The organism is Chromobacterium subtsugae (assembly GCF_035919665.1).
Classification (GTDB): domain Bacteria; phylum Pseudomonadota; class Gammaproteobacteria; order Burkholderiales; family Chromobacteriaceae; genus Chromobacterium; species Chromobacterium subtsugae.
In genome coordinates this window covers 1,349,400-1,371,062 of record NZ_CP142381.1, presented here as the reverse complement: position 1 = coordinate 1,371,062, position 21,663 = coordinate 1,349,400, and the positions used below count along the sequence as shown (strand labels likewise).

Annotated in this window: 15 protein-coding genes, 4 tRNA genes and 1 rRNA gene; 6 read left to right on the top strand and 14 right to left on the bottom strand. The window is 62.9% G+C overall.

Annotated features, from left to right (window positions below; all coding sequences use genetic code 11):
- Positions 1–69: 69 nt before the first annotated feature.
- Positions 70–1,605, bottom strand: a 16S ribosomal RNA gene (locus U6115_RS06750).
- A gap of 453 nt (positions 1,606–2,058) precedes the next feature.
- Positions 2,059–4,680 carry a ribonuclease R gene (rnr, locus tag U6115_RS06745; RefSeq protein ID WP_080770250.1) on the bottom strand — a complete coding sequence of 874 codons (2,622 nt, stop codon included), beginning with the start codon at positions 4,678–4,680 and terminating at the stop codon, positions 2,059–2,061.
- A 72-nt stretch (positions 4,681–4,752) separates the two neighbouring features.
- Here rnr and U6115_RS06740 point away from each other — a divergent pair.
- The 4 genes from U6115_RS06740 to U6115_RS06725 all read left to right on the top strand — a co-directional run bounded on the left by U6115_RS06740 (position 4,753) and on the right by U6115_RS06725 (position 5,251).
- Positions 4,753–4,839: transfer RNA gene (locus tag U6115_RS06740), tRNA-Leu, on the top strand.
- Positions 4,840–4,888: 49 nt separating this feature from the next.
- Positions 4,889–4,975 (top strand) — tRNA-Leu (locus U6115_RS06735).
- 46 nt (positions 4,976–5,021) lie between these two features.
- Positions 5,022–5,108, top strand: a tRNA-Leu gene (locus tag U6115_RS06730).
- Positions 5,109–5,164: 56 nt separating this feature from the next.
- Positions 5,165–5,251 (top strand) — tRNA-Leu (locus tag U6115_RS06725).
- 91 nt (positions 5,252–5,342) lie between these two features.
- On the opposite strand, the gene U6115_RS06720 is transcribed toward U6115_RS06725, so the two are convergent.
- Together U6115_RS06720 and U6115_RS06715 are read right to left on the bottom strand one after the other, a co-directional pair.
- Positions 5,343–6,782 carry a DHA2 family efflux MFS transporter permease subunit gene (locus U6115_RS06720; RefSeq protein WP_230623384.1) on the bottom strand — a complete coding sequence of 480 codons (1,440 nt, stop codon included), beginning with the start codon at positions 6,780–6,782 and terminating at the stop codon, positions 5,343–5,345.
- 88 nt (positions 6,783–6,870) lie between these two features.
- Positions 6,871–8,979 (bottom strand): acid phosphatase, encoded by a 2,109-nt coding sequence (locus U6115_RS06715; RefSeq protein ID WP_043576265.1) that lies wholly within the window; start codon positions 8,977–8,979, stop codon positions 6,871–6,873.
- Positions 8,980–9,156: 177 nt separating this feature from the next.
- On the opposite strand from U6115_RS06715, the gene U6115_RS06710 reads away from it, so the two are divergent.
- Positions 9,157–10,422, top strand: a complete 1,266-nt coding sequence (locus U6115_RS06710) for a cytochrome-c peroxidase (RefSeq protein ID WP_043576268.1) — start codon at positions 9,157–9,159, stop codon at positions 10,420–10,422.
- Between the two features lie 73 nt (positions 10,423–10,495).
- On the top strand, positions 10,496–10,846 hold the full coding sequence (locus U6115_RS06705; protein ID WP_043576271.1) for a VOC family protein: 351 nt from the start codon (positions 10,496–10,498) through the stop codon (positions 10,844–10,846).
- Positions 10,847–10,922: 76 nt separating this feature from the next.
- Here U6115_RS06705 and U6115_RS06700 read toward each other — a convergent pair whose 3' ends face one another.
- The 10 genes from U6115_RS06700 to hisS all read right to left on the bottom strand — a co-directional run bounded on the left by U6115_RS06700 (position 10,923) and on the right by hisS (position 21,637).
- Positions 10,923–12,218 (bottom strand): adenylosuccinate synthase, encoded by a 1,296-nt coding sequence (locus tag U6115_RS06700; RefSeq protein WP_043576274.1) that lies wholly within the window; start codon positions 12,216–12,218, stop codon positions 10,923–10,925.
- 38 nt (positions 12,219–12,256) lie between these two features.
- Complete coding sequence (locus U6115_RS06695; protein WP_043576276.1) at positions 12,257–13,408, bottom strand: ATP phosphoribosyltransferase regulatory subunit; 1,152 nt, start codon at positions 13,406–13,408, stop codon at positions 12,257–12,259.
- 105 nt (positions 13,409–13,513) lie between these two features.
- Entirely contained in the window at positions 13,514–14,395 is an 882-nt protein-coding gene (gene hflC / locus U6115_RS06690) for a protease modulator HflC (RefSeq protein WP_043576712.1), read from the bottom strand.
- Positions 14,395–15,585, bottom strand: coding sequence for an FtsH protease activity modulator HflK (gene hflK / locus U6115_RS06685; protein WP_043576279.1), 1,191 nt, complete (start codon positions 15,583–15,585; stop codon positions 14,395–14,397). Before hflK ends, hflC begins: the two co-directional genes overlap by 1 nt.
- Positions 15,572–16,702: a ribosome rescue GTPase HflX gene (gene hflX / locus U6115_RS06680; protein WP_043576282.1), complete on the bottom strand. Its 1,131-nt coding sequence runs from the start codon at positions 16,700–16,702 to the stop codon at positions 15,572–15,574. The genes hflK and hflX overlap by 14 nt, the downstream gene beginning before the upstream one ends.
- A 97-nt stretch (positions 16,703–16,799) precedes the next feature.
- Entirely contained in the window at positions 16,800–17,060 is a 261-nt protein-coding gene (gene hfq, locus U6115_RS06675; protein WP_043576283.1) for an RNA chaperone Hfq, read from the bottom strand.
- Positions 17,061–17,149: 89 nt separating this feature from the next.
- Positions 17,150–18,562 (bottom strand): ribosome biogenesis GTPase Der, encoded by a 1,413-nt coding sequence (gene der / locus U6115_RS06670; protein WP_043576286.1) that lies wholly within the window; start codon positions 18,560–18,562, stop codon positions 17,150–17,152.
- A gap of 13 nt (positions 18,563–18,575) precedes the next feature.
- Complete coding sequence (bamB, locus tag U6115_RS06665) at positions 18,576–19,715, bottom strand: outer membrane protein assembly factor BamB (RefSeq protein WP_043576288.1); 1,140 nt, start codon at positions 19,713–19,715, stop codon at positions 18,576–18,578.
- Positions 19,716–19,719: 4 nt separating this feature from the next.
- Positions 19,720–20,349 carry a YfgM family protein gene (locus tag U6115_RS06660; protein WP_043576291.1) on the bottom strand — a complete coding sequence of 210 codons (630 nt, stop codon included), beginning with the start codon at positions 20,347–20,349 and terminating at the stop codon, positions 19,720–19,722.
- A 16-nt stretch (positions 20,350–20,365) separates the two neighbouring features.
- Positions 20,366–21,637: a histidine--tRNA ligase gene (gene hisS, locus U6115_RS06655; protein ID WP_043576293.1), complete on the bottom strand. Its 1,272-nt coding sequence runs from the start codon at positions 21,635–21,637 to the stop codon at positions 20,366–20,368.
- Positions 21,638–21,663 lie beyond the last annotated feature (26 nt).

Sequence of the window (21,663 nt, the reverse complement as noted above, 5' to 3'; positions counted from 1 at the left end):
TCTTCGATCCAGCTGCCCTTAACGCGAATAACCGATAGGCTGTAAGTGCTTGGCGATCGCCTTCTCTAGAAAGGAGGTGATCCAGCCGCAGGTTCCCCTACGGCTACCTTGTTACGACTTCACCCCAGTCATGAATCCCACCGTGGTAAGCGGCCTCCTTGCGGTTAGCCTACCCACTTCTGGTGAAACTCACTCCCATGGTGTGACGGGCGGTGTGTACAAGACCCGGGAACGTATTCACCGCAGCATGCTGATCTGCGATTACTAGCGATTCCGACTTCACGCACTCGAGTTGCAGAGTGCGATCCGGACTACGATCGGTTTTATGAGATTGGCACCACCTCGCGGCTTAGCGACCCTCTGTACCGACCATTGTATGACGTGTGAAGCCCTGCTCATAAGGGCCATGAGGACTTGACGTCATCCCCACCTTCCTCCGGTTTGTCACCGGCAGTCTCATTAGAGTGCCCAACTAAATGATGGCAACTAATGACAAGGGTTGCGCTCGTTGCGGGACTTAACCCAACATCTCACGACACGAGCTGACGACAGCCATGCAGCACCTGTGTTACGGCTCCCTTTCGGGCACCAAGATATCTCTACCAAGTTCCGTACATGTCAAGAGCAGGTAAGGTTTTTCGCGTTGCATCGAATTAATCCACATCATCCACCGCTTGTGCGGGTCCCCGTCAATTCCTTTGAGTTTTAACCTTGCGGCCGTACTCCCCAGGCGGTCAATTTCACGCGTTAGCTACGCTACCAAGGATTCAAACCCCCAACAGCTAATTGACATCGTTTAGGGCGTGGACTACCAGGGTATCTAATCCTGTTTGCTCCCCACGCTTTCGTGCATGAGCGTCAGTGTCATCCCAGGGGGCTGCCTTCGCCATCGGTATTCCTCCGCATCTCTACGCATTTCACTGCTACACGCGGAATTCTACCCCCCTCTGACGCACTCTAGTCTTGCAGTCTCCAATGCCGTTCCCAGGTTGAGCCCGGGGCTTTCACATCAGACTTGCAAAACCGCCTGCGCACGCTTTACGCCCAGTAATTCCGATTAACGCTTGCACCCTACGTATTACCGCGGCTGCTGGCACGTAGTTAGCCGGTGCTTATTCTTCCGGTACTGTCATCCCCGCCAGGTATTAACCAGCGGGATTTCCTCCCGAACAAAAGTCCTTTACAACCCGAAGGCCTTCTTCAGACACGCGGCATGGCTGGATCAGGCTTGCGCCCATTGTCCAAAATTCCCCACTGCTGCCTCCCGTAGGAGTCTGGGCCGTGTCTCAGTCCCAGTGTGGCGGATCATCCTCTCAGACCCGCTACTGATCGTCGCCTTGGTGAGCTCTTACCTCACCAACTAGCTAATCAGACATCGGCTGCTCGTATAACGTGAGGCCTTACGGTCCCCCACTTTCCCCCTCAGGGCGTATGCGGTATTAATCCGGCTTTCGCCGAGCTATCCCCCATTACACGGTACATTCCGATGCGTTACTCACCCGTTCGCCACTCGTCAGCGGTGCAAGCACCCTGTTACCGTTCGACTTGCATGTGTAAAGCATGCCGCCAGCGTTCAATCTGAGCCAGGATCAAACTCTTCAGTTCAATCTCATAGCAAATTTTCTGGCACGCAAGTTCAAAGAAATAAACAAGTATCTCTTGTCTCTTGCAGTGCAAGTTTTTGGCTTTCGCCAAACACTTACACCTATCGGTTATTCTGTCTGTTAAAGAGCGGTGCCGATCGCTGCGTCGTCATCACCGGAACCGTTTCGTTTCCGCTGTTTCGTTCGCTGCGTCAGCTGAGGAGGCGAACTATACGCCCGGGACCCGCACCCGTCAACACCTTTCGCGACAAAAATTGAAAGATTTTCGGCGGAAATCGCTAAGTGGCTGATATGTAACAAAACCATAACTTCAGCAGGCCGCAAAAAGTCTCCCTCTGGCACCCGAGCCGCCGTGGAGCCTCTTTCTCCGCCAGCCCGAAAGCACAAAAAAAAATCGGCCAGCGCGATCTGCGCTGGCCGGTCTTGGATACCTATTAATATAGATAGCGTCCAATCACTCCTCGTCGCGACGCTTGCCATTCCCCTTGATCGCCACACGACGCTTGCGTGCCGCCGGCTGCCTTTCCTCCCCGACAACAGGCGTGGACGTCGCAGCGCTGACTTGAGCTTCAGGCTCTGCTTGAGCAGCAGGCTTCGCTTGAGCAGCAGGCTTCGCTTGAGCAGCAGGCTTCGCTTGAGCAGCAGGCTTCGCTTGAGCAGCAGGCTTACCCTGCTCGACGGCCTGAGCGGCTGGCGCAGCGACAGCTTCAGCCGCACGGTTCCGCCCCGCAGTTTGGCGGCTACGTCCCTTTGGCGCCGCCGGCAAGCCTGCCGGCTTGCTTTCCCGCGCCTCCGGCGCTTCCGCCGCGGGCGCTGCTCGGTTTCCGCGACTGCGCCGCGACGACCTGGGCGCATCGCCTTCGGTCTTGCCAGAGGCAGCCGACGTCTCTGAAACGACTGGCGTTTCGCGCACCAGCGCGAAATCCACCTGGGCGCTTTCCAGATTGGCGCCCATCACTTTAACGGTCAACGCGTCGCCCAGCCGGTACTGCATGCCGCTCTTCTCGCCGACTATCGCCTGGATGTCCTTCTTGAAGTGGAAGTAGTCCTTGCCCAACTCGGAGATATGCACCAAACCTTCGACATACACGTCGTCCAGCAACACAAATACGCCGAAGCTTGTGACCGCGCTGATCTTGCCCTGGAAAACCTCGCCCACCTTGTCGCGCATATAGTAGGTTTTCAGCCAGGACTCGACGTCGCGGCTGGCATCGTCGGCGCGGCGCTCGGTCATCGAACAATGCACGCCCAAGGCAGCCCACTTGCCCGGCTTGTACTTTTCGTTCTTCAGCACCGCCTTGATCGCGCGGTGCACCAGCAAGTCGGGGTAACGGCGGATAGGCGAGGTGAAATGGGTATATGCCTCGTACGCCAAGCCGAAGTGGCCGTTGTTCTCCTGGGTGTACACCGCCTGCTGCATCGAGCGCAGCAGCATGGTCTGCAGCACCGGCGCGTCGGAGCGGCCGTGGATCTGCTCCGCCAAAACGGCGTAATCCTTGGCGCTGGGCTTGTCCGCGCCGCCCAGCGTCAGGCCGACCAGGCGCAGATAGGCGCGCAGGTTTTCCAGTTTTTCCGGCGTCGGCCCCTCGTGCACCCGGTACAGCGCCTTGTGGCCGCTCTTCAGCAGGAAATCCGCCGAGCAGACGTTGGCCGCCAGCATGCACTCTTCGATCAGGCGATGCGCGTCGTTGCGCACCACCGGCACGATGCGGTCAATCTTGCCGCTATCGTTGAAGATCATCTGGGTTTCGACCGAATCGAACTCGATGGCGCCGCGCTTGGCGCGCGCCGCCAGCAGAATCTTGAACAGCGCGTACAAATCTTTCACGTGCGGCAGCATCGGATGATCGCTGCCGTTCTGCAGCCAATCCCACACCTGGTTGTAGGTCAACCGGGCCTTGGAGCGCATCACCGCCGGATAGAACTGGTACTTCTTCACTTCGCCCTTGGCGTTGATCTGCATGTCGCAGACCATGCACATGCGCTCCACATCCGGATTGAGCGAGCAGATGCCATTGGACAACGCCTCCGGCAGCATCGGGATCACCCGGCGCGGGAAGTAAACCGAGGTGCCGCGATTGAGCGCCTCCTTATCCAATGCGTCTGCCGGCTGCACATAGAAGCTGACGTCGGCGATGGCCACCACCAGGCGGAAGCCCTTGCCTTTCTTTTCCGCGTACACCGCGTCGTCGAAATCGCGCGCGGTTTCGCCATCGATGGTGACCAGCGGCAGCTCGCGCAAATCGACGCGATCCTTGCTCCAATCCTTCTTGCGCACTTTCTTCGGCGTTTCCTTCGCCTGCAGCAGCGCGTCGTCGGGGAAGCGGTGCGGCAGATCGTGCTTGCGCAGCGCGATCTCGATCTCCATGCCCGGATCGGCATAATTGCCCAGAACCTCCGTCACCTGGCCGACCGGCTGGTGGTGGGCATCCGGCTGCTGCAGGATCTCCACCATCACCACCTGGCCCTCCTTGGCGCCGGCCTCGCCGCCCGGTTCGATCAGAATACTATGGTTGATGCGCTTGTCTTCCGGCAGCACCACCCACACGCCGCGCTCGCGCTGGATGCGGCCGACCAGGCGGGTGACCGCGTGCTCCAGCACCTCCACGATGCGGCCCTCCTGCCGGCCGCGCCTGTCCACGCCCGACGGCCGCACCATCACGCGATCGCCGTGCATCACTTTTTTCATTTCGCGTTCAGGCAGGAAGATATCCGCGCCGGAACCTTCGCCCTCATCCGGCATCGCGAAGCCGAAGCCATCGCGGTGGCCGGACACCTTGCAGCGGACCAGATCCAGTTTCTGGGCGACGCAGACCGCGCCCTTGCGATTGATGATGACCTCGCCGTCACGCTCCATCGCGCGCAGGCGGCGTTCAAAGTAGAGAATCTCGGCCGGAGCGATCGACAGCATCTGCGCCAATTCGTCCGGAAACAGCGGCACCCCCTGCTCGGCGAGAATCTGCATCAAGAACTCGCGGCTGGGCAAGGGATTGGAATATTTGAGTTTTTCCCGCTCCAGGAAAGGATCCTGGTCACGCAGGGAAAGCTTTTTTTGTTTTTTTTGCGATTCAGCCATTGACACCCTCAATATTATGTCTATAATTCGCATCTCGTTGCAGCTATGCAACAGATGATACAGCAAAGCGATGCCCAGGTGGCGGAATTGGTAGACGCACTAGGTTCAGGTCCTAGCGCCCGCAAGGGTGTGGAAGTTCGAGTCTTCTCTTGGGCACCATCTTACTATTGTAAGCTTGTCGCTTTGCTGGCATCATAAAATCTGGTTGGCCCAGGTGGCGGAATTGGTAGACGCACTAGGTTCAGGTCCTAGCGCCCGCAAGGGTGTGGAAGTTCGAGTCTTCTCTTGGGCACCAACATGATTTATAGTATGTAAGGCCTTACAGCCAGCAGTATTTTGTTGCCCAGGTGGCGGAATTGGTAGACGCACTAGGTTCAGGTCCTAGCGCCCGCAAGGGTGTGGAAGTTCGAGTCTTCTCTTGGGCACCAACAAAATTCAGTAAGGTCAGCGCTTAGCCGCTGGCTGGAAGTAGACAATTTGCTTTGCCCAGGTGGCGGAATTGGTAGACGCACTAGGTTCAGGTCCTAGCGCCCGCAAGGGTGTGGAAGTTCGAGTCTTCTCTTGGGCACCAAATGAAAAAAGCCGCAGATCTCTGATCTGCGGCTTTTTTGCGTTTGTCGTCCCCGCGAGGGAAGCCGGCGTCGTCGGCCCCCTGCTTCTGTTTACTTTTCCTCTCCGCCCTCATGGCCCGCCGATACCTGCTGGCCGGCATCCCGCTCCAGGCTGAGGAACAGCAGGCTGGACAAGGCGGTCAGGCTGCCCATGAACAGGAAGGCGTGGCCGAAATCGCCGGCCGTCAGCTGCTGATGGCCCTGCAGCCAGGACGCGGCCTGCAAGGCAAACGCCCCCACCGTCACGCCAAAGCCCGCCGCCAGCTGTTGCGCGACGCTGGACAGGCTGGTGGCTTGGCTCAGTCTATCCTTGTCCACATCGGCGAATGTGATGGCGTTGAGGCTGGTGAACTGCAGCGAGCGCAGACAACCGCCCAGCACGAACACCATCAGCAACACCCAATGCGGCGTGTCCGCCTGGAACAGCGCGTACACCGCCACCGAGCAACCAGCCAGAATGCTGTTCAACACCAGCACCCGGCGGAAACCGAAGCGCTGCAGCACCTTGGCCACTATCGTTTTCATTCCTATCGCGCCCATCGCGGTGGAGCAAGTGAGCAGGCCGGATTCAAACGGCGAAAAACCGAAGCCCAACTGCAACATCAGCGGCAACAGGAAGGGAATGGTGCCGATCCCGACGCGGAACATGAAGCCCCCGACCACCCCGGCATTGAAAGTGGGCAGCCTCAGCAGCGACAAGTCCAGCAGCGGATGCTGCTGGCGGCGGTAATGCCACAGGTAGATCAGCAGCAGCGCGCCCCCCAGCAGGCTGAGCCAGATCGACGCCGTCACCGACAACATGTGCTTGCCCTCGGTGGCCAGCCCCAACATCAGCATCGACAGGCCGGCGCCGGTCAGCAGGAAGCCCCACCAATCCAGCCGCGGCACCTCGTCCTCTTTCAGATTGGCGATGAAACGGCCGGCCAGAGCCAGCCCCAGCAGACCAATGGGGATGTTGATCAGAAAAATCCAGCGCCAATGGAAATAGGTGCTGATGAAGCCGCCCAGCGGCGGCCCAATCACCGGCCCCAGCAGCGCCGGCACCGTCAGATAGCTGAGCGCCCGCACCAGGTCCGCCTTGTCTATGGTGCGCAGAATCACCAGCCGTCCGACCGGCACCATCATCGCGCCGCCTATGCCTTGCAGAAAGCGCGCCATCACGAAGCCGTGCAGGCTGCTGGTGACGGCGCACAGCAGCGATCCCAGCATGAACACCAGAATGGCGGAACGGAAAATGCGGCGCGCGCCGAAGCGGTCGGCCATCCAGCCGCTGATCGGGATGAACACCGCCAGGCTGACCAGATAAGACGTCAGCGCCAGTTTCAGCGAGATCGGATCGACGCCGAGCTCCAGCGCGATGACGGGCAAAGAAGTGGAGATCACGGTGGCGTCCATGTTTTCCATGAACAGGGCCGTGGCGACAATCAACGGCGTCAGCATGCCGGGGGCGATTTTCAACTGCATGACGAAGGGATGAGGGTGACTAGTCATCCAGTTTACCATCTGGAACCGCGCAAAGCCGTACGGACAAAAACAAAAGCCACCCGGACACCGGGTGGCTGATCTCGGTCTGTGCGCCTTATTTGCGGTCGAAAGCCAACGCGCTGGTGAAGTCGCCCATCGGACGGCCGCCGTTGCGCACCAGGGCGGCATCGCGCCCCGCCACGCCCGGCAACGCCTTCAGCCCGAAACGTCGGGTCAGGAAGCGCAGGATGGAGCCGGTATCGTACTGGGTATGGTCGACATAGCCTTTCTTGGCGAAAGGCGAAATCAGGATGGCCGGAATGCGGGTGCCCGGCCCCCAGCGGTCGCCCTTCGGCACTTGCGCGTGGTCGTAGAAACCGCCGTTTTCGTCATAGGTCACCACCACCAGCATATTGCTCCACTGCGGGCTTTGCTGCAGCTTGGCGATCACCGAAGCGATATGGGCGTCGCCGTCGGCCACGCTGGCGTAGCCGGAATGCTGATTCAAGTTGCCCTGCGGCTTGTAGAAGGCCACTTGCGGCAACTTGCCGGCCGCGGCGTCCGCCAGGAAGCTCTGGTCGAAATCCTTCAGATGCGCATTGCGGTAATCCGCCTGCGCGGCGGGATCGAAAGCGGCGAAATAGTTGAAGGGCTGGTGGTGCGGCTGGAAGTTGGGTTGGCTGCCGTTATAGATATTGCCGCGATCGGCCAGCGAAGCCGCCCAGCCGCCGGAATACCAGGCCCAGCTGATTTTCTTGGCGTCCAGACGATCGGCGATCGTCGCCTGGCTTTGCGCCGGCAGCGTGGTCGACTTGCTTGGATCGGCATACTGGGCCTTGTCCGCCGGCGCATTGCCGCTGGGCTGGAACGGCGGCTGCATGGTGTTCACCGCATAGTATTTGCCGGCGCTGTCCTTCGGCGTCAGGTTGCCGTCATTCAGGTATTTGGCAGTGCCGGACAACACCGAAGCCGGCGCATTGGCGGCCGGCGTCAGACGCAGGAAATTGCCTTTCGCATCGGTGTCTATCGCCGAGATGCTGCCCTTGGCCGGCGAAGTATCCGCATTCGGATATTCCGGCGCGCAGGCGCAAACCAGATATTGGTGATTGAGGAAGGAGCCGCCGAAAGCGCCCATGAAGAAATTGTCGGCCAGCGTGTACTGCTGCGCCAGCTTCCACATCGCCATCTGGCTGCCGTCGTAATAGCCCATAGACAAGCCGCCGGCGTCGGAATAGGCGGCGAATTTGTCATTGGCGCCGCCATTGATCTGCATCTGGTTGTTATAGAAGCGGTGCACCAAGTCGCGCGTCACCACCGATTGCGGCACCACCACGCCGGTGCCGTTCAGGCCCTTGGGGTCGTCGATCTGGAACGGCTTGTTGGCGAAATTCATGGTCTGCGCCTGGGTCAGCGTCACCGTCTGGCCGGCGGCGGTCAGGCCTCCCCAGGTGGGCGGCAATACCGGCAGCGCGGAATTGTCGAAATCCTTCTGCGGCGAGTACTGGCCCCTGGATGCCGGATTCACGCCCGGAATGCCGTCGGCGCCGGGGAACAGGCCGTACAGATTGTCGAAGCCGCGGTTTTCGGCGTAGATCACCACCACGTTCTTGATGTCGCTCAGCGCCATGCGCTTGTGCAGGCTGGCCTTGATGTCGCCGCCGTTGCCCGCCTCCTTCACCGCGTCCGCGATCGCGTCGATGTTCTGGTTGATGGCCGCCTTCAGCGTCGCCTTGATGTCGGGATCGCTTTCCTTGTTATGGTCTGCCATCACCTTGTCCGCAGGCACGCCCAGGCGGTCGGCCACCGCATTGCGCGCCGCGTTCAGATCGCCGCCGTTGCTGTCCATCAGATCCGCCACTTCCGTCGTCAGCGAACTGACCACACCGCCGCTGTTCGCCGGCGCGCGGAATACCAGCGGCTGGGTCACCGCCGCCGCTGTGCCGGTATCGGGATCGTAGCGGGTGGCGTCGGTGCCCACCTCCACCACCAGCGCGCCGCGGCCGTTCAAGCTGAACGCGCCGTTGTCGTCGGTATAGGCGCTGGGCTCTCCCGCGTCGCAACGGCCGTTGCCATTGCTATCGAGACACACTTTGGCATGGCGGAAATAGCTGCCGGTGACCACGCCGCTGGTGGCGTTGGCGGAAGGGCTGGAAGAGCTGCCGCAGGCGCTCAGCACGGCGGCGCTGATCAGGGTCAGCGCCAGTCCACAGGTCAGGCGATTCATCGCGCATTTCCTAAATTTAAGAAGGGAAGCGCGGATTATCACCATGGAATGTTACACTCCATTTACATTCTGTTAATTTTCTTCGTAGTGGAACAATCGCCGCAGCCATCGCGCGATTTCATATTTTTGTCATTTTTTTGCCTTACAGTCGCCGCCAACTCATCCTCCGCCCATGCCATGCACGCTTCCACCCCCTGGTTATTGACCCTCAGCTTGATTGTCGGCGGCGCCCTGGCCGTCTCCGCGGCAGCCTCGCACGCCACCCCGGCCGCCAAACCGGCATACGCCGACGCCAGCTACACGCCCGGCGCCCATCCGCCATCCGCCAAACAACTGGAAGCACTGGGCAAGCAATTGTTCTTCGATCGCGGCCTGTCGGCATCGGGCCGGATGTCCTGCGCCAGCTGCCACAGCCCCGACCACGCCTACGGCCCGCCCAACGGCCTCGCCGCGCAGCTTGGCGGCATGGATGGCAAGCAGCCGGGCACCCGCGCCGTGCCGTCCTTGCGTTATCTGCAGAACGTGCCAGCCTTCAGCGAACACTTTCACGACAACGACGGCAACGACAGCGAAGACGCCGGCCCCACCGGCGGCTTCACCTGGGACGGCCGCGCAGATTCCACCCATAGCCAAGCCGCGCTGCCTCTGCTGGCCGCCAACGAAATGGCCAACGGTACGGCGGAAAACGTCGCCAGGAAACTGCAGGCATCGCCCGTGGCCGCCACTTTCCGCCAACTATTCGGCAAGGATGTCTTCCAGCGCCCGAAGCAAGCCTTCGACAAGGCCGTGCTGGCGCTGGAAGTATTCCAGCAGAATCCCGCCGAGTTTTATCCCTATAGCAGCAAGTACGATGCCTATTTGCGCGGCCAGGCCCAGCTCTCCGCCGCGGAAATGCGCGGCCTGAGGGTTTTCAATGACCCGGCCAAGGGCAATTGCGCGTCCTGCCACCTGAGCCAGCGCAGCGAGAGCGGCGCCTTCCCCTCCTTCAGCGACTTCGGCCACATCGCGGTCGGCGCGCCGCGCAATCCGGACATCGCCGCCAACCGCGACGGCCACTATTACGACCTGGGGCTGTGCGGCCCGGCCCGCACCGACTTCCGCAACCGCGCCGACTACTGCGGCCTGTTCCGCACGCCGGGCCTGCGCAACGTCGCCACCCGCAAAGTGTTTTTCCACAACGGCGTCTTCCACGACTTGCGCCAGGTGCTGCGCTTCTACGCCGAACGCGACGTGAAGCCGGAAAAATGGTACCCGGCCGGCCAGAATGGCAAACTGGCCAAGTTCGACGACCTGCCGGCGCGCTACCAGGGCAACGTCAATATGGAAGCGCCGTTCGGCGGCAAGAAAGGCGGCAAGCCGGCCTATGGCGAACGCGACATCGACGACATGCTGGCTTTCCTGAAAACGCTGAACGACGGCTATCAGCCGGGCAAGCGCGGCTGAGCGCGGAGGCAGCCCCGCACTGCCCATCTCCACCTATGATGAACAGATACACAGGCGCCATAGGAGAATCGCCATGACTGTGCAGCGCATCGTCGCCAACCTCGCCGCCGCCGACCCCGCCCGCGCCGACGCGTTCTACCGCGGCCTGCTGGGCCTGGACCTCATCATGGACCACGGCTGGATCCGCACCTATGGAGCCGACAGCCGAATGCAAACCCAGCTCAGCTTCGCCAGCGAAGGCGGCTCCGGCGCGCCGCTGCCTGCGCTGTCGATCGAAGTCGACAACCTGGACCAGGTTCTAGCGCGCGCGCGTGAAGCCGGCGTCGCCATCGAATACGGCCCGGCCAGCGAGCCGTGGGGCGTGCGGCGCTTCTTCGTCCGCGATCCGTTCGGCACCCTCGTCAACATCCTGCAGCACGAATAGCGCGCCGCCGGCCGCGCCGGGCAAACAAAAAGCCCACCGCGTCGCGGTGGGCTTATTCATGCGGCAACCGTAGGGCTTACAGGCCGTAGGGGTGATCCAGCACGATGGTCTCTTCGCGGTCCGGACCGGTGGAGACGATGGCAACCGGCGCGCCGCATACTTCGGCGATGCGGGTCAGGTAGGCCTGGGCGTTGACCGGCAGGTCTTCCCAGCGCTTGGCGCCGAAAGTGGATTCGGTCCAGCCCGGCATGCTCTCGTAGATCGGTTCGCACTTGGTCACCGCGTCGGAGCCGAACGGCAGGATGTCCACGCGCTGGCCGTCCAGCATGTAGCCGACGCACAGCTTGATCTCTTCCAGGCCATCCATCACGTCCAGCTTGGTCACGCACAGGCCGGTCACGCCGTTGATCTGGATGGAGCGCTTCAGCGCGGCGGCATCGAACCAGCCGCAGCGGCGCGGGCGGCCGGTGACCGAGCCGAACTCGTTGCCGCGCTTGGCCAGGAACATGCCGATCTCGTTGTCCTGCTCGGTCGGGAACGGGCCGGAGCCGACGCGGGTGGTGTAGCCCTTGACGATGCCCAGCACGTAGTTGAGCATCTGCGGCGCCACGCCGGCGCCCGGCGCGGCCGCGCCGGCCACGCAGTTGGACGAGGTGACGAAGGGGTAGGTGCCGTGGTCGATGTCCAGCAGCGTGCCTTGCGCGCCTTCGAACAACAGCGGCACGCCGGCCTGGTTCATGTCGTACAGCGTGCGCGACACATCCGCCACCATCGGCTTGATGCGCTCGGCCAGCAGCATGGTCTGCGCCAGGATGTCGTCGAAGCTTACCGGCTCGGCCTGGAACAGCTGGGTCAGCAGGAAGTTGTAGTAATCGACGTTTTCGCGCAGCTTGACGGCGAAGCCGGCCGGGTCGAACAGGTCGATCACCTTCAGCGCGCGGCGCGCCACCTTGTCTTCGTAGCAGGGGCCGATGCCGCGGCCGGTGGTGCCGATCTTGGCTTCGCCCTTGGCGGCTTCGCGCGCCTGGTCCAGCGCTACGTGATACGGCAGGATCAGCGGGCAGCCTTCGGCGATCTTCAGGCGGGCGGTCACGTTGACGCCGGCCTCTTCCAGTTCGCCGATTTCCTTCAGCAGCGCCTCGGGCGACAGCACTACGCCATTGCCGATGTAGCATTCCACGTCGGGACGCAGGATGCCGGACGGGATCAGGCGCAGCACGGTTTTCTTGCCGCCGACCACCAGGGTGTGGCCAGCGTTGTGGCCGCCCTGGAAGCGCACGACCGCGCGCGCGTGGTCGGTCAGCCAGTCAACGATCTTGCCCTTGCCTTCGTCACCCCACTGGGTGCCAATCACGACAACGTTCTTGGACATTGGAAAAAACCTCTTCTTCAGTCAGATTCAAACAAAAATCAGTTAAAAGGAGCCAGTTGCCATCCATCGGCAGCAGGCACCAGCTCGCGGTCGCAATTAAGCGCCACCGCGGACTCTCCCAGGTAGTCGACCACCACCATTTCGCCGGCGGCGCGCAGGCGCGCCACCTCTTCCGCCGCGGCCGGCAGATGGCGGGCCGCCACCCGCACGCCGCGGGACGAGTCCCGCTCCGGCAGGATGCGCACCAGATCGCGCAGATCCAGGCTGAAGCCGGTGGCGGGACGGGCGCGGCCGAAACGGCGGCCCACGTTGTCGTAGCGGCCGCCGCGGGCGATGGCGTCGGACCAGCCCGGCGCATAGGCGGCGAACATCAAGCCGGTATGGTAGAAATCGCCGCGCAGCTCCGCCAGATCGAAGCTCAGCTCCACCCGGCCTTGCACCGCGCGGGCGATGGCAGCCAGCTGCATCAGGCCCAGCTCGACCTCCGGCAGCGAAGGCAGGCGGGTGCGCGCCTTGTCCAGCACGCTGGCCGGGCCATACAGCTCCGGCAGCGCGAGGAAGGCGCTCTTGTACGGCTCGGCCACGCCGGCCACCAGCTCGGCAATGCTCGCGACGTCCTTGTTCTGCAGCAGGCTGAACAGCTCGCGCGTCACCTCCGGCGCCAGGCCGGCGGCGGCGGCCAGGCCGCGGAAGATGGCGATATGGCCGACATCCAGCCTTAGCTTCTTCACGCCGGCTTTTTCCAGCGTCGACAGCATCAGGTCGATGATTTCCAGGTCGGCCTCGATGCCGGCGTAGCCATACAGCTCGGCCCCCACCTGCAGCGGCTCGCGCGAGCTGGTCAGGCCGGACGGACGGCTGTGCACCACGCTGCCGGCGTAGCACAGGCGGGTGACGCCGGTGCGGCCGCCCAGCAGGTGGGCGTCGATGCGCGCCACCTGCGGCGTGATGTCGGCGCGCAGGCCGAGCTGGCGTCCGGACAGCTGGTCATCCAGCTTGAAGGTTTTCAGGTCCAGCGTGACGTCGCCTTCGCTGACCAGGGAATCGATGTACTCGATCAGCGGCGGCAGCACCAGCTCGTAGCCGGCCACGCGGAAGCCTTCCAGCATCGCGGCCTTGGCCGACTCAACCTGCCGGGCGGTGGCCGGCAGGATGTCGGCGATATATTCGGGTAACAGCCAGTTGCGCATTTCGTTTCAACAGAATAAAAGGCGGGGTGGTCGCCCGCCTTGTTATCAGCAAACTGGCCAGGTCGCCCCGGCCAGTCTTCTTAAAAACCTCAGATTGTCAGTCCGCTACTTGCCTTTGCCCTGCCCCGCCTGCGGATTCTTCAGGTACTTGAAGAAGTCGCTGCTCGGGTCCAGCACCAGCACATCGCTCTTGTTCTTGAACGATTCCTTGTAGGCGTCCATGCTGCGCCAGAACGCGTAGAACTCCGGGTTCTTGCCGTAAGCCTCGGCGTAAATCGCCGCCGCCTTGGCGTCGCCCTGCCCCTTCAGCGCCTGCGCCTTGCTGTAAGCCTCCGCCAGGATCACCTCGCGCTGCTTGTCGGCTTCGGCCCGCACCCGCTCTGCGTCGGCAGCGCCTTCGCTGCGCAGCTGGCTGGCCACGGTACGACGCTCGGACTGCATGCGGTCGTAGACGGAACTGCTTATTTTATCCGGAAAATCGACGCGTTTTAAGCGCACGTCGAGAATTTCCACACCTATTTTACGCGCATCCGCGTCCGCGCGCTTGCGAACCGTCTCCATCACCTGGTCGCGCTGGCCGGAAATGACGTCGGCAACCGTTTTCTGGCCGAACTCGGCGCGCAGGCCGTCATTGATGGTTTGCTTCAGGCGCGCCACCGCGGCGGCCTCGGAACCAACGCTCTTATAGAACTGTGACACATCTACCACACGCCACTTCACGAAGCTGTCCACCAGCACGTTCTTCTTCTCGCGGGTGTTGAACAGCTCGGGCGCTTCGGCGTCGATGGTCTGCACGCGGCGATCGAAATAACGGACGTTCTGCAGCAGCGGAATCTTGAACTGGATGCCCGGCTGGGAGATCACCTTCACGACCTCGCCGAACTGGAATACCAGCGCGAACTGGCGCTGATCGACGGTAAACAGCGACAGGCTGGCGACAAACAACGCGCCCACGACCGCCACCACGGCGGGAATCATTCTTTCCATCATCGCTCCGCTCCAAAGAAATCGCGACCGCGCGAAATTTCGCGCCCGTTCTTAGCCGCCGGCGGCGTGGCCGTGGCGGGAGCGGAGGCTGCGGGAGCCTGCGGCGCGGCGGGGGATGCGGGAGCCGACATCTGCATCAGCTTGTCCAGCGGCAGGTAGAGCAGGTTATTGCCGCCCTTTTGATCGACCAGCACCTTGCTGCTGCTGTTCATGATTTGCTGCATCATGTCCAGGTACATGCGCTCGCGCATGACCTTGGGCGCCTTGTTGTATTCGGACAACACTTGTTTGAAACGCTCGGCGTCGCCCTGGGCGCGCGCCACCACCTGCTGCTGGTAGCCTTCGGCTTCCTGCTGCAGCCGCGCCGCCATGCCCTTGGCCTTGGGCACCACCTCGTTGGCGTAGGCCATGCCCTCGTTCAGCAGCTTGTCCTTGTCCTGGCCGGCCTTCACCGCGTCGTCGAACGCCGCCAGCACCGCTTGCGGCGGCTGCACGTCGTTGATGTTGACCTTGGCGATGCGGATGCCCACCGCGTAGCGGTCGAGCACGTCCTGGATCACCTTGCGCGCTTCGGCGGCGATCTGGGCGCGGCCTTCGTTCAGCACGAAGTCCACCTTGTTGCGGCCCACCACCTCGCGGATCGCGGTTTCCGCCGCCTGCTTGACGATGTCCTTGGCGTCGCGCTCGCGCGCGGCGTTGTTGAACAGGAAGGCGCGCGCGTCCTTGATGTCGTACTGCACCGACAGCTGCACATCGATGATGTTCTGGTCGGCGGTCAGCATCAGCGACTCTTCCGGCACGCGGTTCTGCGCGCTGCCGCGATAGCCGACTTCCACGCTGCGCAACTCGGTCAGGTTGACGATTTCCACCTTTTCGAACGGATACGGCGCATGCCATTGCAGGCCGGGTTCGGTCAGGCGATTGAAGCTGCCCAGGCGCAGCACCACGCCCTCTTCGCGGGCGTCCACCACGTAAAAGCCGCTGGCCAGCCACAAGGCTGCCAGCACGCCGACCACGGCGAGGGCGCCGCCTTTGTAGGATGGCGGCGCGCCGGCGCCGCCCGGGCGGCCGGCGGTAGGCTTCGCCCCCAATAGGCGGGCCAGTTTCTGGTTCAGGTTACGGAACACTTCATCGAGGTCCGGCGGCCCATTCTGGCCGTTCCGGCCACGGTTCGGGTCATTCTGCGACATGCTCGTATGGTTCTTTATGGTTATTTGCGGAAGGTTGCACCCTTTCGGCAATCGCCTCGCGCAAGAGTTCCAGCCCGATGCCCTTCAGCGCCGACACCCGCACCGCGGCGATTTCGCCGTTTTCGCCGCGTTCGATTTCCGGCGGCAGATCCTTCAAGTCGCACTTGTTCCACACGATCAGCTGCGGGATGCCGTCGGCGTCGATCTCGGCCAGCACCTTGTTCACCTCGTCGATCTGCGCGTCGCGCGTCTCGTTGGCGCAATCGACCACGTGCAGCAGCAGATCGGCTTGCACCGTTTCCTCCAGCGTGGCGCGGAAGGCCGCCACCAAGGTGTGGGGCAGGTCGCGGATGAAGCCGACGGTGTCGGACAGCACCACCGAGCAATCGTGATGGAGGAACAGCTTGCGGCTGGTGGTGTCCAGCGTGGCGAACAGCTGGTCGGCGGCGTAGATGTTGGCCTTGGTCAGCGCATTGAACAGCGTGGACTTGCCGGCGTTGGTGTAGCCGACGATGGACACCGAGGCGATGCCGGCGCGGGTGCGGCTCTTGCGCTGGGTGCTGCGCTGGCGCTGCACCTGGGCCAACCGGTCCTTCAGCGACTTCACCCGGATGCCGAGCAGGCGGCGGTCGGTCTCCAGCTGCGTTTCGCCGGGACCGCGCAGGCCGATGCCGCCCTTTTGCCGCTCCAGGTGGGTCCAGCCGCGCACCAGGCGGGTGGACAGGTGCGACAGCTGCGCCAGCTCCACCTGCAGCTTGCCTTCGTGGCTGCGCGCGCGCTGGGCGAAGATGTCGAGAATCAGGCTGTTGCGGTCTATCACCCGGCATTGCAGCGCGCGCTCCAAATTGCGCTCCTGGCCGGGGGACAAGGCGTGATTGAAGATCACCACATTGGCGCCGGTGGCGCGCACCACGGCGGCAATCTCCTCCACCTTGCCCTTGCCGGCGAACAAGGCGGCGTCCGGGCGCTGGCGCTTGCCCTCCACCTTGCCCAGAATCTCCACATTGCTGCTGCGCACCAGCTCGGCGCACTCCGCAACGCTTTCCTGGTAATCGGCATCACCAAAATCCAGGCTGACCAGAACGGCCTGGTCGCCTAAGTCGGGACGATCAAACACGGTTTGCTACACCATATTGAGTACGGCGATAAATGACAAAGGCCGAGTGACCGCATCTTGCGATGCGGCCAATCGGCCCGGTCTGTGCGGCGGCGCCTTAAGCGTCCTGCGCCTGTTCCTGCTTTTGCGCCGGATGTTCGTGCGGGATGCTGACCGGGCGGGCCGGCACCACGGTGGAGATGGCGTGCTTATAGACCATCTGGGTCACAGTGTTCTTCAGCAGCACCACGTACTGGTCGAAGGATTCGACCTGACCCTGCAGCTTGATGCCGTTGACCAGATAGATGGAGACCGGCACGTGTTCCTTGCGCAGGATATTCAGGAACGGGTCTTGTAACATTTGCCCTTTAGAGCTCATTCGTTTTTCTCCGAATCGTTGATTGTTGTATTGACTATGCAGCGAACAGCGGCGGCCTGCTTATTTTTAGCAGAAAACATTCCGCCGTACTATTTTTTGCTGCTTTTGCCGTAGCGAACTTCTTTTTCCCTGCCCCGCATCTTGGACATCGGCTTGGGCTTGGCGCGAGACTTTTCCTTGCCTTCCTCGGTGTCGAACGGGTTTTCCGACGACTTGTACTGCACCCTCAGCGGGGTACCCTGCAGTTTGAACACTTTCCGGAAAGTATGTTCCAGATAGCGGGTGTAACTGGCCGGTATATTGTCCAGCGCGTTGCCGTGCACGACGATGATCGGCGGGTTCTGGCCGCCCTGGTGCGCATAGCGCATCTTGGGACGGATCAGGCCCGAACGCGGCGGCTGCTGGCGCTCCAGCGCCACCTGCAACACCCGCGTCAGCTTCGGCGTCGCCAGCTTCACCATCGCCGCGCGATAGGCTTCGTCGATGGATTTGAACAAGTCTGCCACACCGCGGCCCTCGATGGCCGAGATGTAATGAAACTTCGCAAAATCGAGGAAGTTCAGCTTGCGGGCGATCTCGCGGCGAACATTGTCCTTCTGCTCGCTGTCCAGGTTGTCCCACTTGTTGACCGCCACCACCAGCGCGCGCCCCGCCTCCAGCGCGAAGCCGGCGATGGTGGCGTCCTGCTCGGAGATGTCCAGCTGCGCGTCCAGCACCAGCACCGCGACGTTGGCGTCTTCGATCGCCTTCATGGTCTTGATGACGGAAAACTTCTCCAGCATCTCGTTGACCTTGGCGCGGCGGCGCACGCCTGCGGTGTCGATGATGGTATAGGTATGGCCTTCGCGCTCAAAATCAATATAGATGCTGTCGCGCGTGGTGCCGGCCTGGTCGAATGCGATCACCCGCTCTTCGCCCAGGATGGCGTTCACCAGCGTGGATTTGCCGACATTGGGCCGGCCGATGACGGCAAACTTCGGATGGCGGCTTTCTTCTTCCTCCACTTCGTCAGGGAAGGTTTCCAGCACCAGTTCCATCAGTTCGCGCACGCCGTCGCCGTGGGCGGCGGAAATCACCAGCGGCTCGCCCAGCGCCAGTTCGTGGAACTCGGCGCCGGCGATGGCGTGGCGCATGCCCTCGGCCTTGTTGACCGCCAGGTAGACCGGACGGTCAAGCTGGCGCAGGCGGTTGGCGATGATCTTGTCTTGCGGCGTCAGGCCGGAGCGGCCGTCCACCAGGAACACCACGGCGTCCGCCTCGTCGACGGCCTGCAGCGTCTGCTTGGCCATTTCGAACAGGATGCCTTCGTCGACCACCGGCTCGAAACCGCCGGTGTCGACCACCAGGTACGGCTTCTCGCCCACGCGGCCTTGGCCGTAGTGGCGGTCGCGCGTCAGGCCCGGCTGGTCGGCGACCAAGGCGTCGCGGCTGCGGGTCAGCCGGTTGAAGAGGGTCGACTTGCCCACATTTGGGCGGCCGACCAGAGCTACGGTAGGTTTCATGTAATACTGCTTTTTATCCCAGATTCAGCATCGCCAGGCGGCCGTCCTGCCCCTGGATCAGGGCGGAGGAACCGAGCGATACCGGTTGATTGACCGGCCCGGAGGTGCCGATCTTGCTGCGTCCGACAATGCTGCCGCTCTCGTTGGATAGCAGATGGGCATAGCCTTCGCCATCCACAACCAGCACGAAGCGCCCGATCATGGCCGGGCCGGAAACATTGCGGTACTTGAGTTCATCGTTTTTCCAGAGATTGCGCCCGCTCTGGCGGTCGTAAGCCCAGATCGAGCCGTCCTCGGCCGTCACGTAGACATTGCGCGCGTCCATGGCCAAACCGCGGCTGGACGACACCTCGCGGCCCCACAACAGGCTGCCGTTGCGCGCCTCGAAGCAGGCGACGCGGCCCTGGTAGGCCACCGCGCACACCTGGCCGCCGTCGTAAGCCGGGCGGCTGGTCACGTCGGTGACGCGCTCCAGCTCGGTGGCGCCGCGCGGCGTGGCCACCGCGCCTTGCCACAGCGTGTTGCCGGTCTGCGGATTGACGATGTCCAGGCGGCCGCCGGCCTGCCCCACCATCACCGCCTCCTTGCCCACCGCGCGCATCGAACCGTTGTTGCGCACGGTCAGTTGCGGCAGCACATTGCCCACCGACCACTGCTGCTTGCCGTCCGCCAGGCTGAAGCCGGTCAGGCGGGCGTCGTTGGTGCGCACCACCACGATGTCGCCGGCGATCTGCGGCGCCTCCAGCATCAGGCTGGTCAGCGGCTGCTGCCAGACGATCTTGCCGCTCTTGCGGTCCACCGCCAGCAGCTTGGCGTCGGCGCTGCCGACCAGCACCACGTCGCCGCTGACGGCGACGCCGCTGGCGAGCGCGCGCTTGAGCGCCACATCGGCCTGCACGCGGCCGCTGAGCGCGTCGACGCTGCGGATGCGGCCTTCGGCGTCGGCGCTCACCACATTGCCGCTATCGTAGACCGGCAGGAAGCTGGACGCCGGGCCCGCCTGCTGCAGCGACCATTTCACATCCAGCGCCTGCAGCGGCTTGATGTTGGCCAGCGGCGTCGGCTGGAACTGGGAAGAGCCTTCGAACCAGCTGGCGCAGCCGGCCAGCAGCATCGAGGACAGAACGGTGGTAAGCAACAGTTGGCGGCGCATGCGGTCAGGCTCCCAGCGCGTCGAGTTTGGTCTGGACCAGCTGGCGGACCGGGCTTTCTTCCACCAGCTTGGCCAGGGCGGCCTTGTAAGCGTCGCGGGCGGCGGCGTTGTCGCCCTTGGCGACGAACACATCGCCCTTCAGCTCCAGGTACTGCGCGTCGAAAGCGGCCGGGTGCTCCTGATTCAGCTCGGAGATGGCGGCGTCGTACTGCTTCTGATCCAGGTGCAGCGAGGCCAGGCGCATGCGGGCGATGGCCTGGATCGCCTCATCCTTGCCGTTTTTCGCCGCCCATTCCAGCTGGCTGGCCGCCAGCGCCGGGTCGTTCTTGTCGAACGCGGCCTTGGCCAGCACCAGCGCGCTGCGGCTGGCGTAGATGGTGCCGGCGTATTCGCCCTGCAGCAGCTGGGCCGCGGACTTCAGCTTGGCGATGTCCTTGGCGGCCACCGCGCTGTCCACCGCCTCATAGGCTGCGGCGGCTTTCTCGGACTGCTCCTTCTGGTGCCACTGGTAGCCCTTGAAGCCGAAGGTGCCCAGGCAAACCGCCAGCACCGCGCCGCCGATCAGCTTGCCCCATTGCTGCCAGAATGCCTTCAGCGAATCGATCTGTTCCTGTTCCTGCAAGTCGAACGCCATTGCGTTCCCCTTTCTATCAAGCTTTCAGAGTGGCGAGGGTGGCCAGAACCGCATCGGCCGCCACGGTCTGCTGGGCGATGTCGGCGCGCAGCGCCTTGATCACCACCTGACCGGCCTGGATTTCGTTTTCACCGACGATCAGCGCGAACTCGGCGCCGCTGCCGTCAGCCTTTTTCATTTGCGACTTGAAGCTGGCTTCGCCCAGATGCTGCACCACCGAGTAGCCGGCGGCGCGCAGGGTTTGCGCCAGTTTCATCGAGTACAGGCCTGCGCCCTCGCCCTGGTTGACCAGGTAGACATCGACGCTGCGCTGCGCCGGCAACAGGTTCTTGTCCTGCAACAGCAGGAGCACGCGCTCCATGCCCATGCCGAAGCCGATGCCGGGCGCGGCCTTGCCGCCCAGTTGCTCCACCAGTCCGTCGTAGCGGCCGCCGGCGCAGACGGTGCCCTGGGCGCCCAGCTCGCTGGTCACCCACTCGAACACCGAGCGGTTATAGTAATCGAGACCGCGCACCAAGCGCGGATTTTCGACGAATTCTATGCCCAGCGCGGCGATCATCGCCTTCCAGCCGGCATAGTGGGCGCGCGACTCCTCGCCCAGGTAGTCGGACAACTTGGGCGCGTTGTCGGCCATCTCCTGCAGCGCCGGGTTCTTGGTGTCCAGCACGCGCAGCGGGTTGGTGTACAGGCGGCGCTTGCCGTCCTCGTCCAGGATGTCGACGTGGCCCTCCAGATACGCGATCAGCGCCTCGCGGTGGGCGGCGCGCTCTTCGGCGTTGCCCAGCGAGTTGATCTCCAGCCGCACGTACTGGCTGATGCCCAGGCGGCGCCACAGATCGGCGGTCATCGCGATGATTTCGGCGTCGATGTCCGGACCGGCCAGGCCCAGCGCCTCCACGCCCACCTGGTGGAACTGGCGGTAGCGGCCCTTCTGCGGGCGCTCATGGCGGTACATCGGCCCCATGTACCACAGCTTGGGCGCGGCGTTGTAGAGCAGATTGTGCTCGACCACCGCGCGCAGGGTGCCGGCGGTGCCTTCCGGGCGCAGCGTCAGGCTGTCGCCGTTCAGGCTGTCTACGAAGGTGTACATTTCCTTCTCGACGATGTCGGTCACCTCGCCGATGGAGCGCACGAACAGCGGCGTGCCCTCGACGATGGGGGTGCGGATGTTCTGGTAGCCGTAATCGGCCAGCAGCTTGCGCAGCACCCCTTCAAAATATTCCCACTGGTACGACTCGGCCGGCAGCACATCGTTCATGCCCTTGACCGCTTGGTATTTCTGACTCATTGCTGTCTTCTTGTATCCGCTTGATC

Excerpts from the sequence above, each read along its gene's own strand:
- hflK (WP_043576279.1), bottom strand. The coding sequence starts at position 15,585 with ATGTCGCAGAATGACCCGAACCGTGGCCGGAACGGCCAGAATGGGCCG.
- der (WP_043576286.1), bottom strand. The coding sequence starts at position 18,562 with ATGAAACCTACCGTAGCTCTGGTCGGCCGCCCAAATGTGGGCAAGTCG.
- U6115_RS06660 (WP_043576291.1), bottom strand. The coding sequence starts at position 20,349 with ATGGCGTTCGACTTGCAGGAACAGGAACAGATCGATTCGCTGAAGGCA.
- bamB (WP_043576288.1), bottom strand. The coding sequence starts at position 19,715 with ATGCGCCGCCAACTGTTGCTTACCACCGTTCTGTCCTCGATGCTGCTG.
- U6115_RS06715 (WP_043576265.1), bottom strand. The coding sequence starts at position 8,979 with ATGAATCGCCTGACCTGTGGACTGGCGCTGACCCTGATCAGCGCCGCC.
- U6115_RS06720 (WP_230623384.1), bottom strand. The coding sequence starts at position 6,782 with ATGACTAGTCACCCTCATCCCTTCGTCATGCAGTTGAAAATCGCCCCC.
- U6115_RS06710 (WP_043576268.1), top strand. The coding sequence starts at position 9,157 with ATGCACGCTTCCACCCCCTGGTTATTGACCCTCAGCTTGATTGTCGGC.
- hflC (WP_043576712.1), bottom strand. The coding sequence starts at position 14,395 with ATGGAAAGAATGATTCCCGCCGTGGTGGCGGTCGTGGGCGCGTTGTTT.
- U6115_RS06705 (WP_043576271.1), top strand. The coding sequence starts at position 10,496 with ATGACTGTGCAGCGCATCGTCGCCAACCTCGCCGCCGCCGACCCCGCC.
- U6115_RS06700 (WP_043576274.1), bottom strand. The coding sequence starts at position 12,218 with ATGTCCAAGAACGTTGTCGTGATTGGCACCCAGTGGGGTGACGAAGGC.
- hisS (WP_043576293.1), bottom strand. The coding sequence starts at position 21,637 with ATGAGTCAGAAATACCAAGCGGTCAAGGGCATGAACGATGTGCTGCCG.
- hfq (WP_043576283.1), bottom strand. The coding sequence starts at position 17,060 with ATGAGCTCTAAAGGGCAAATGTTACAAGACCCGTTCCTGAATATCCTG.
- U6115_RS06695 (WP_043576276.1), bottom strand. The coding sequence starts at position 13,408 with ATGCGCAACTGGCTGTTACCCGAATATATCGCCGACATCCTGCCGGCC.
- rnr (WP_080770250.1), bottom strand. The coding sequence starts at position 4,680 with ATGGCTGAATCGCAAAAAAAACAAAAAAAGCTTTCCCTGCGTGACCAG.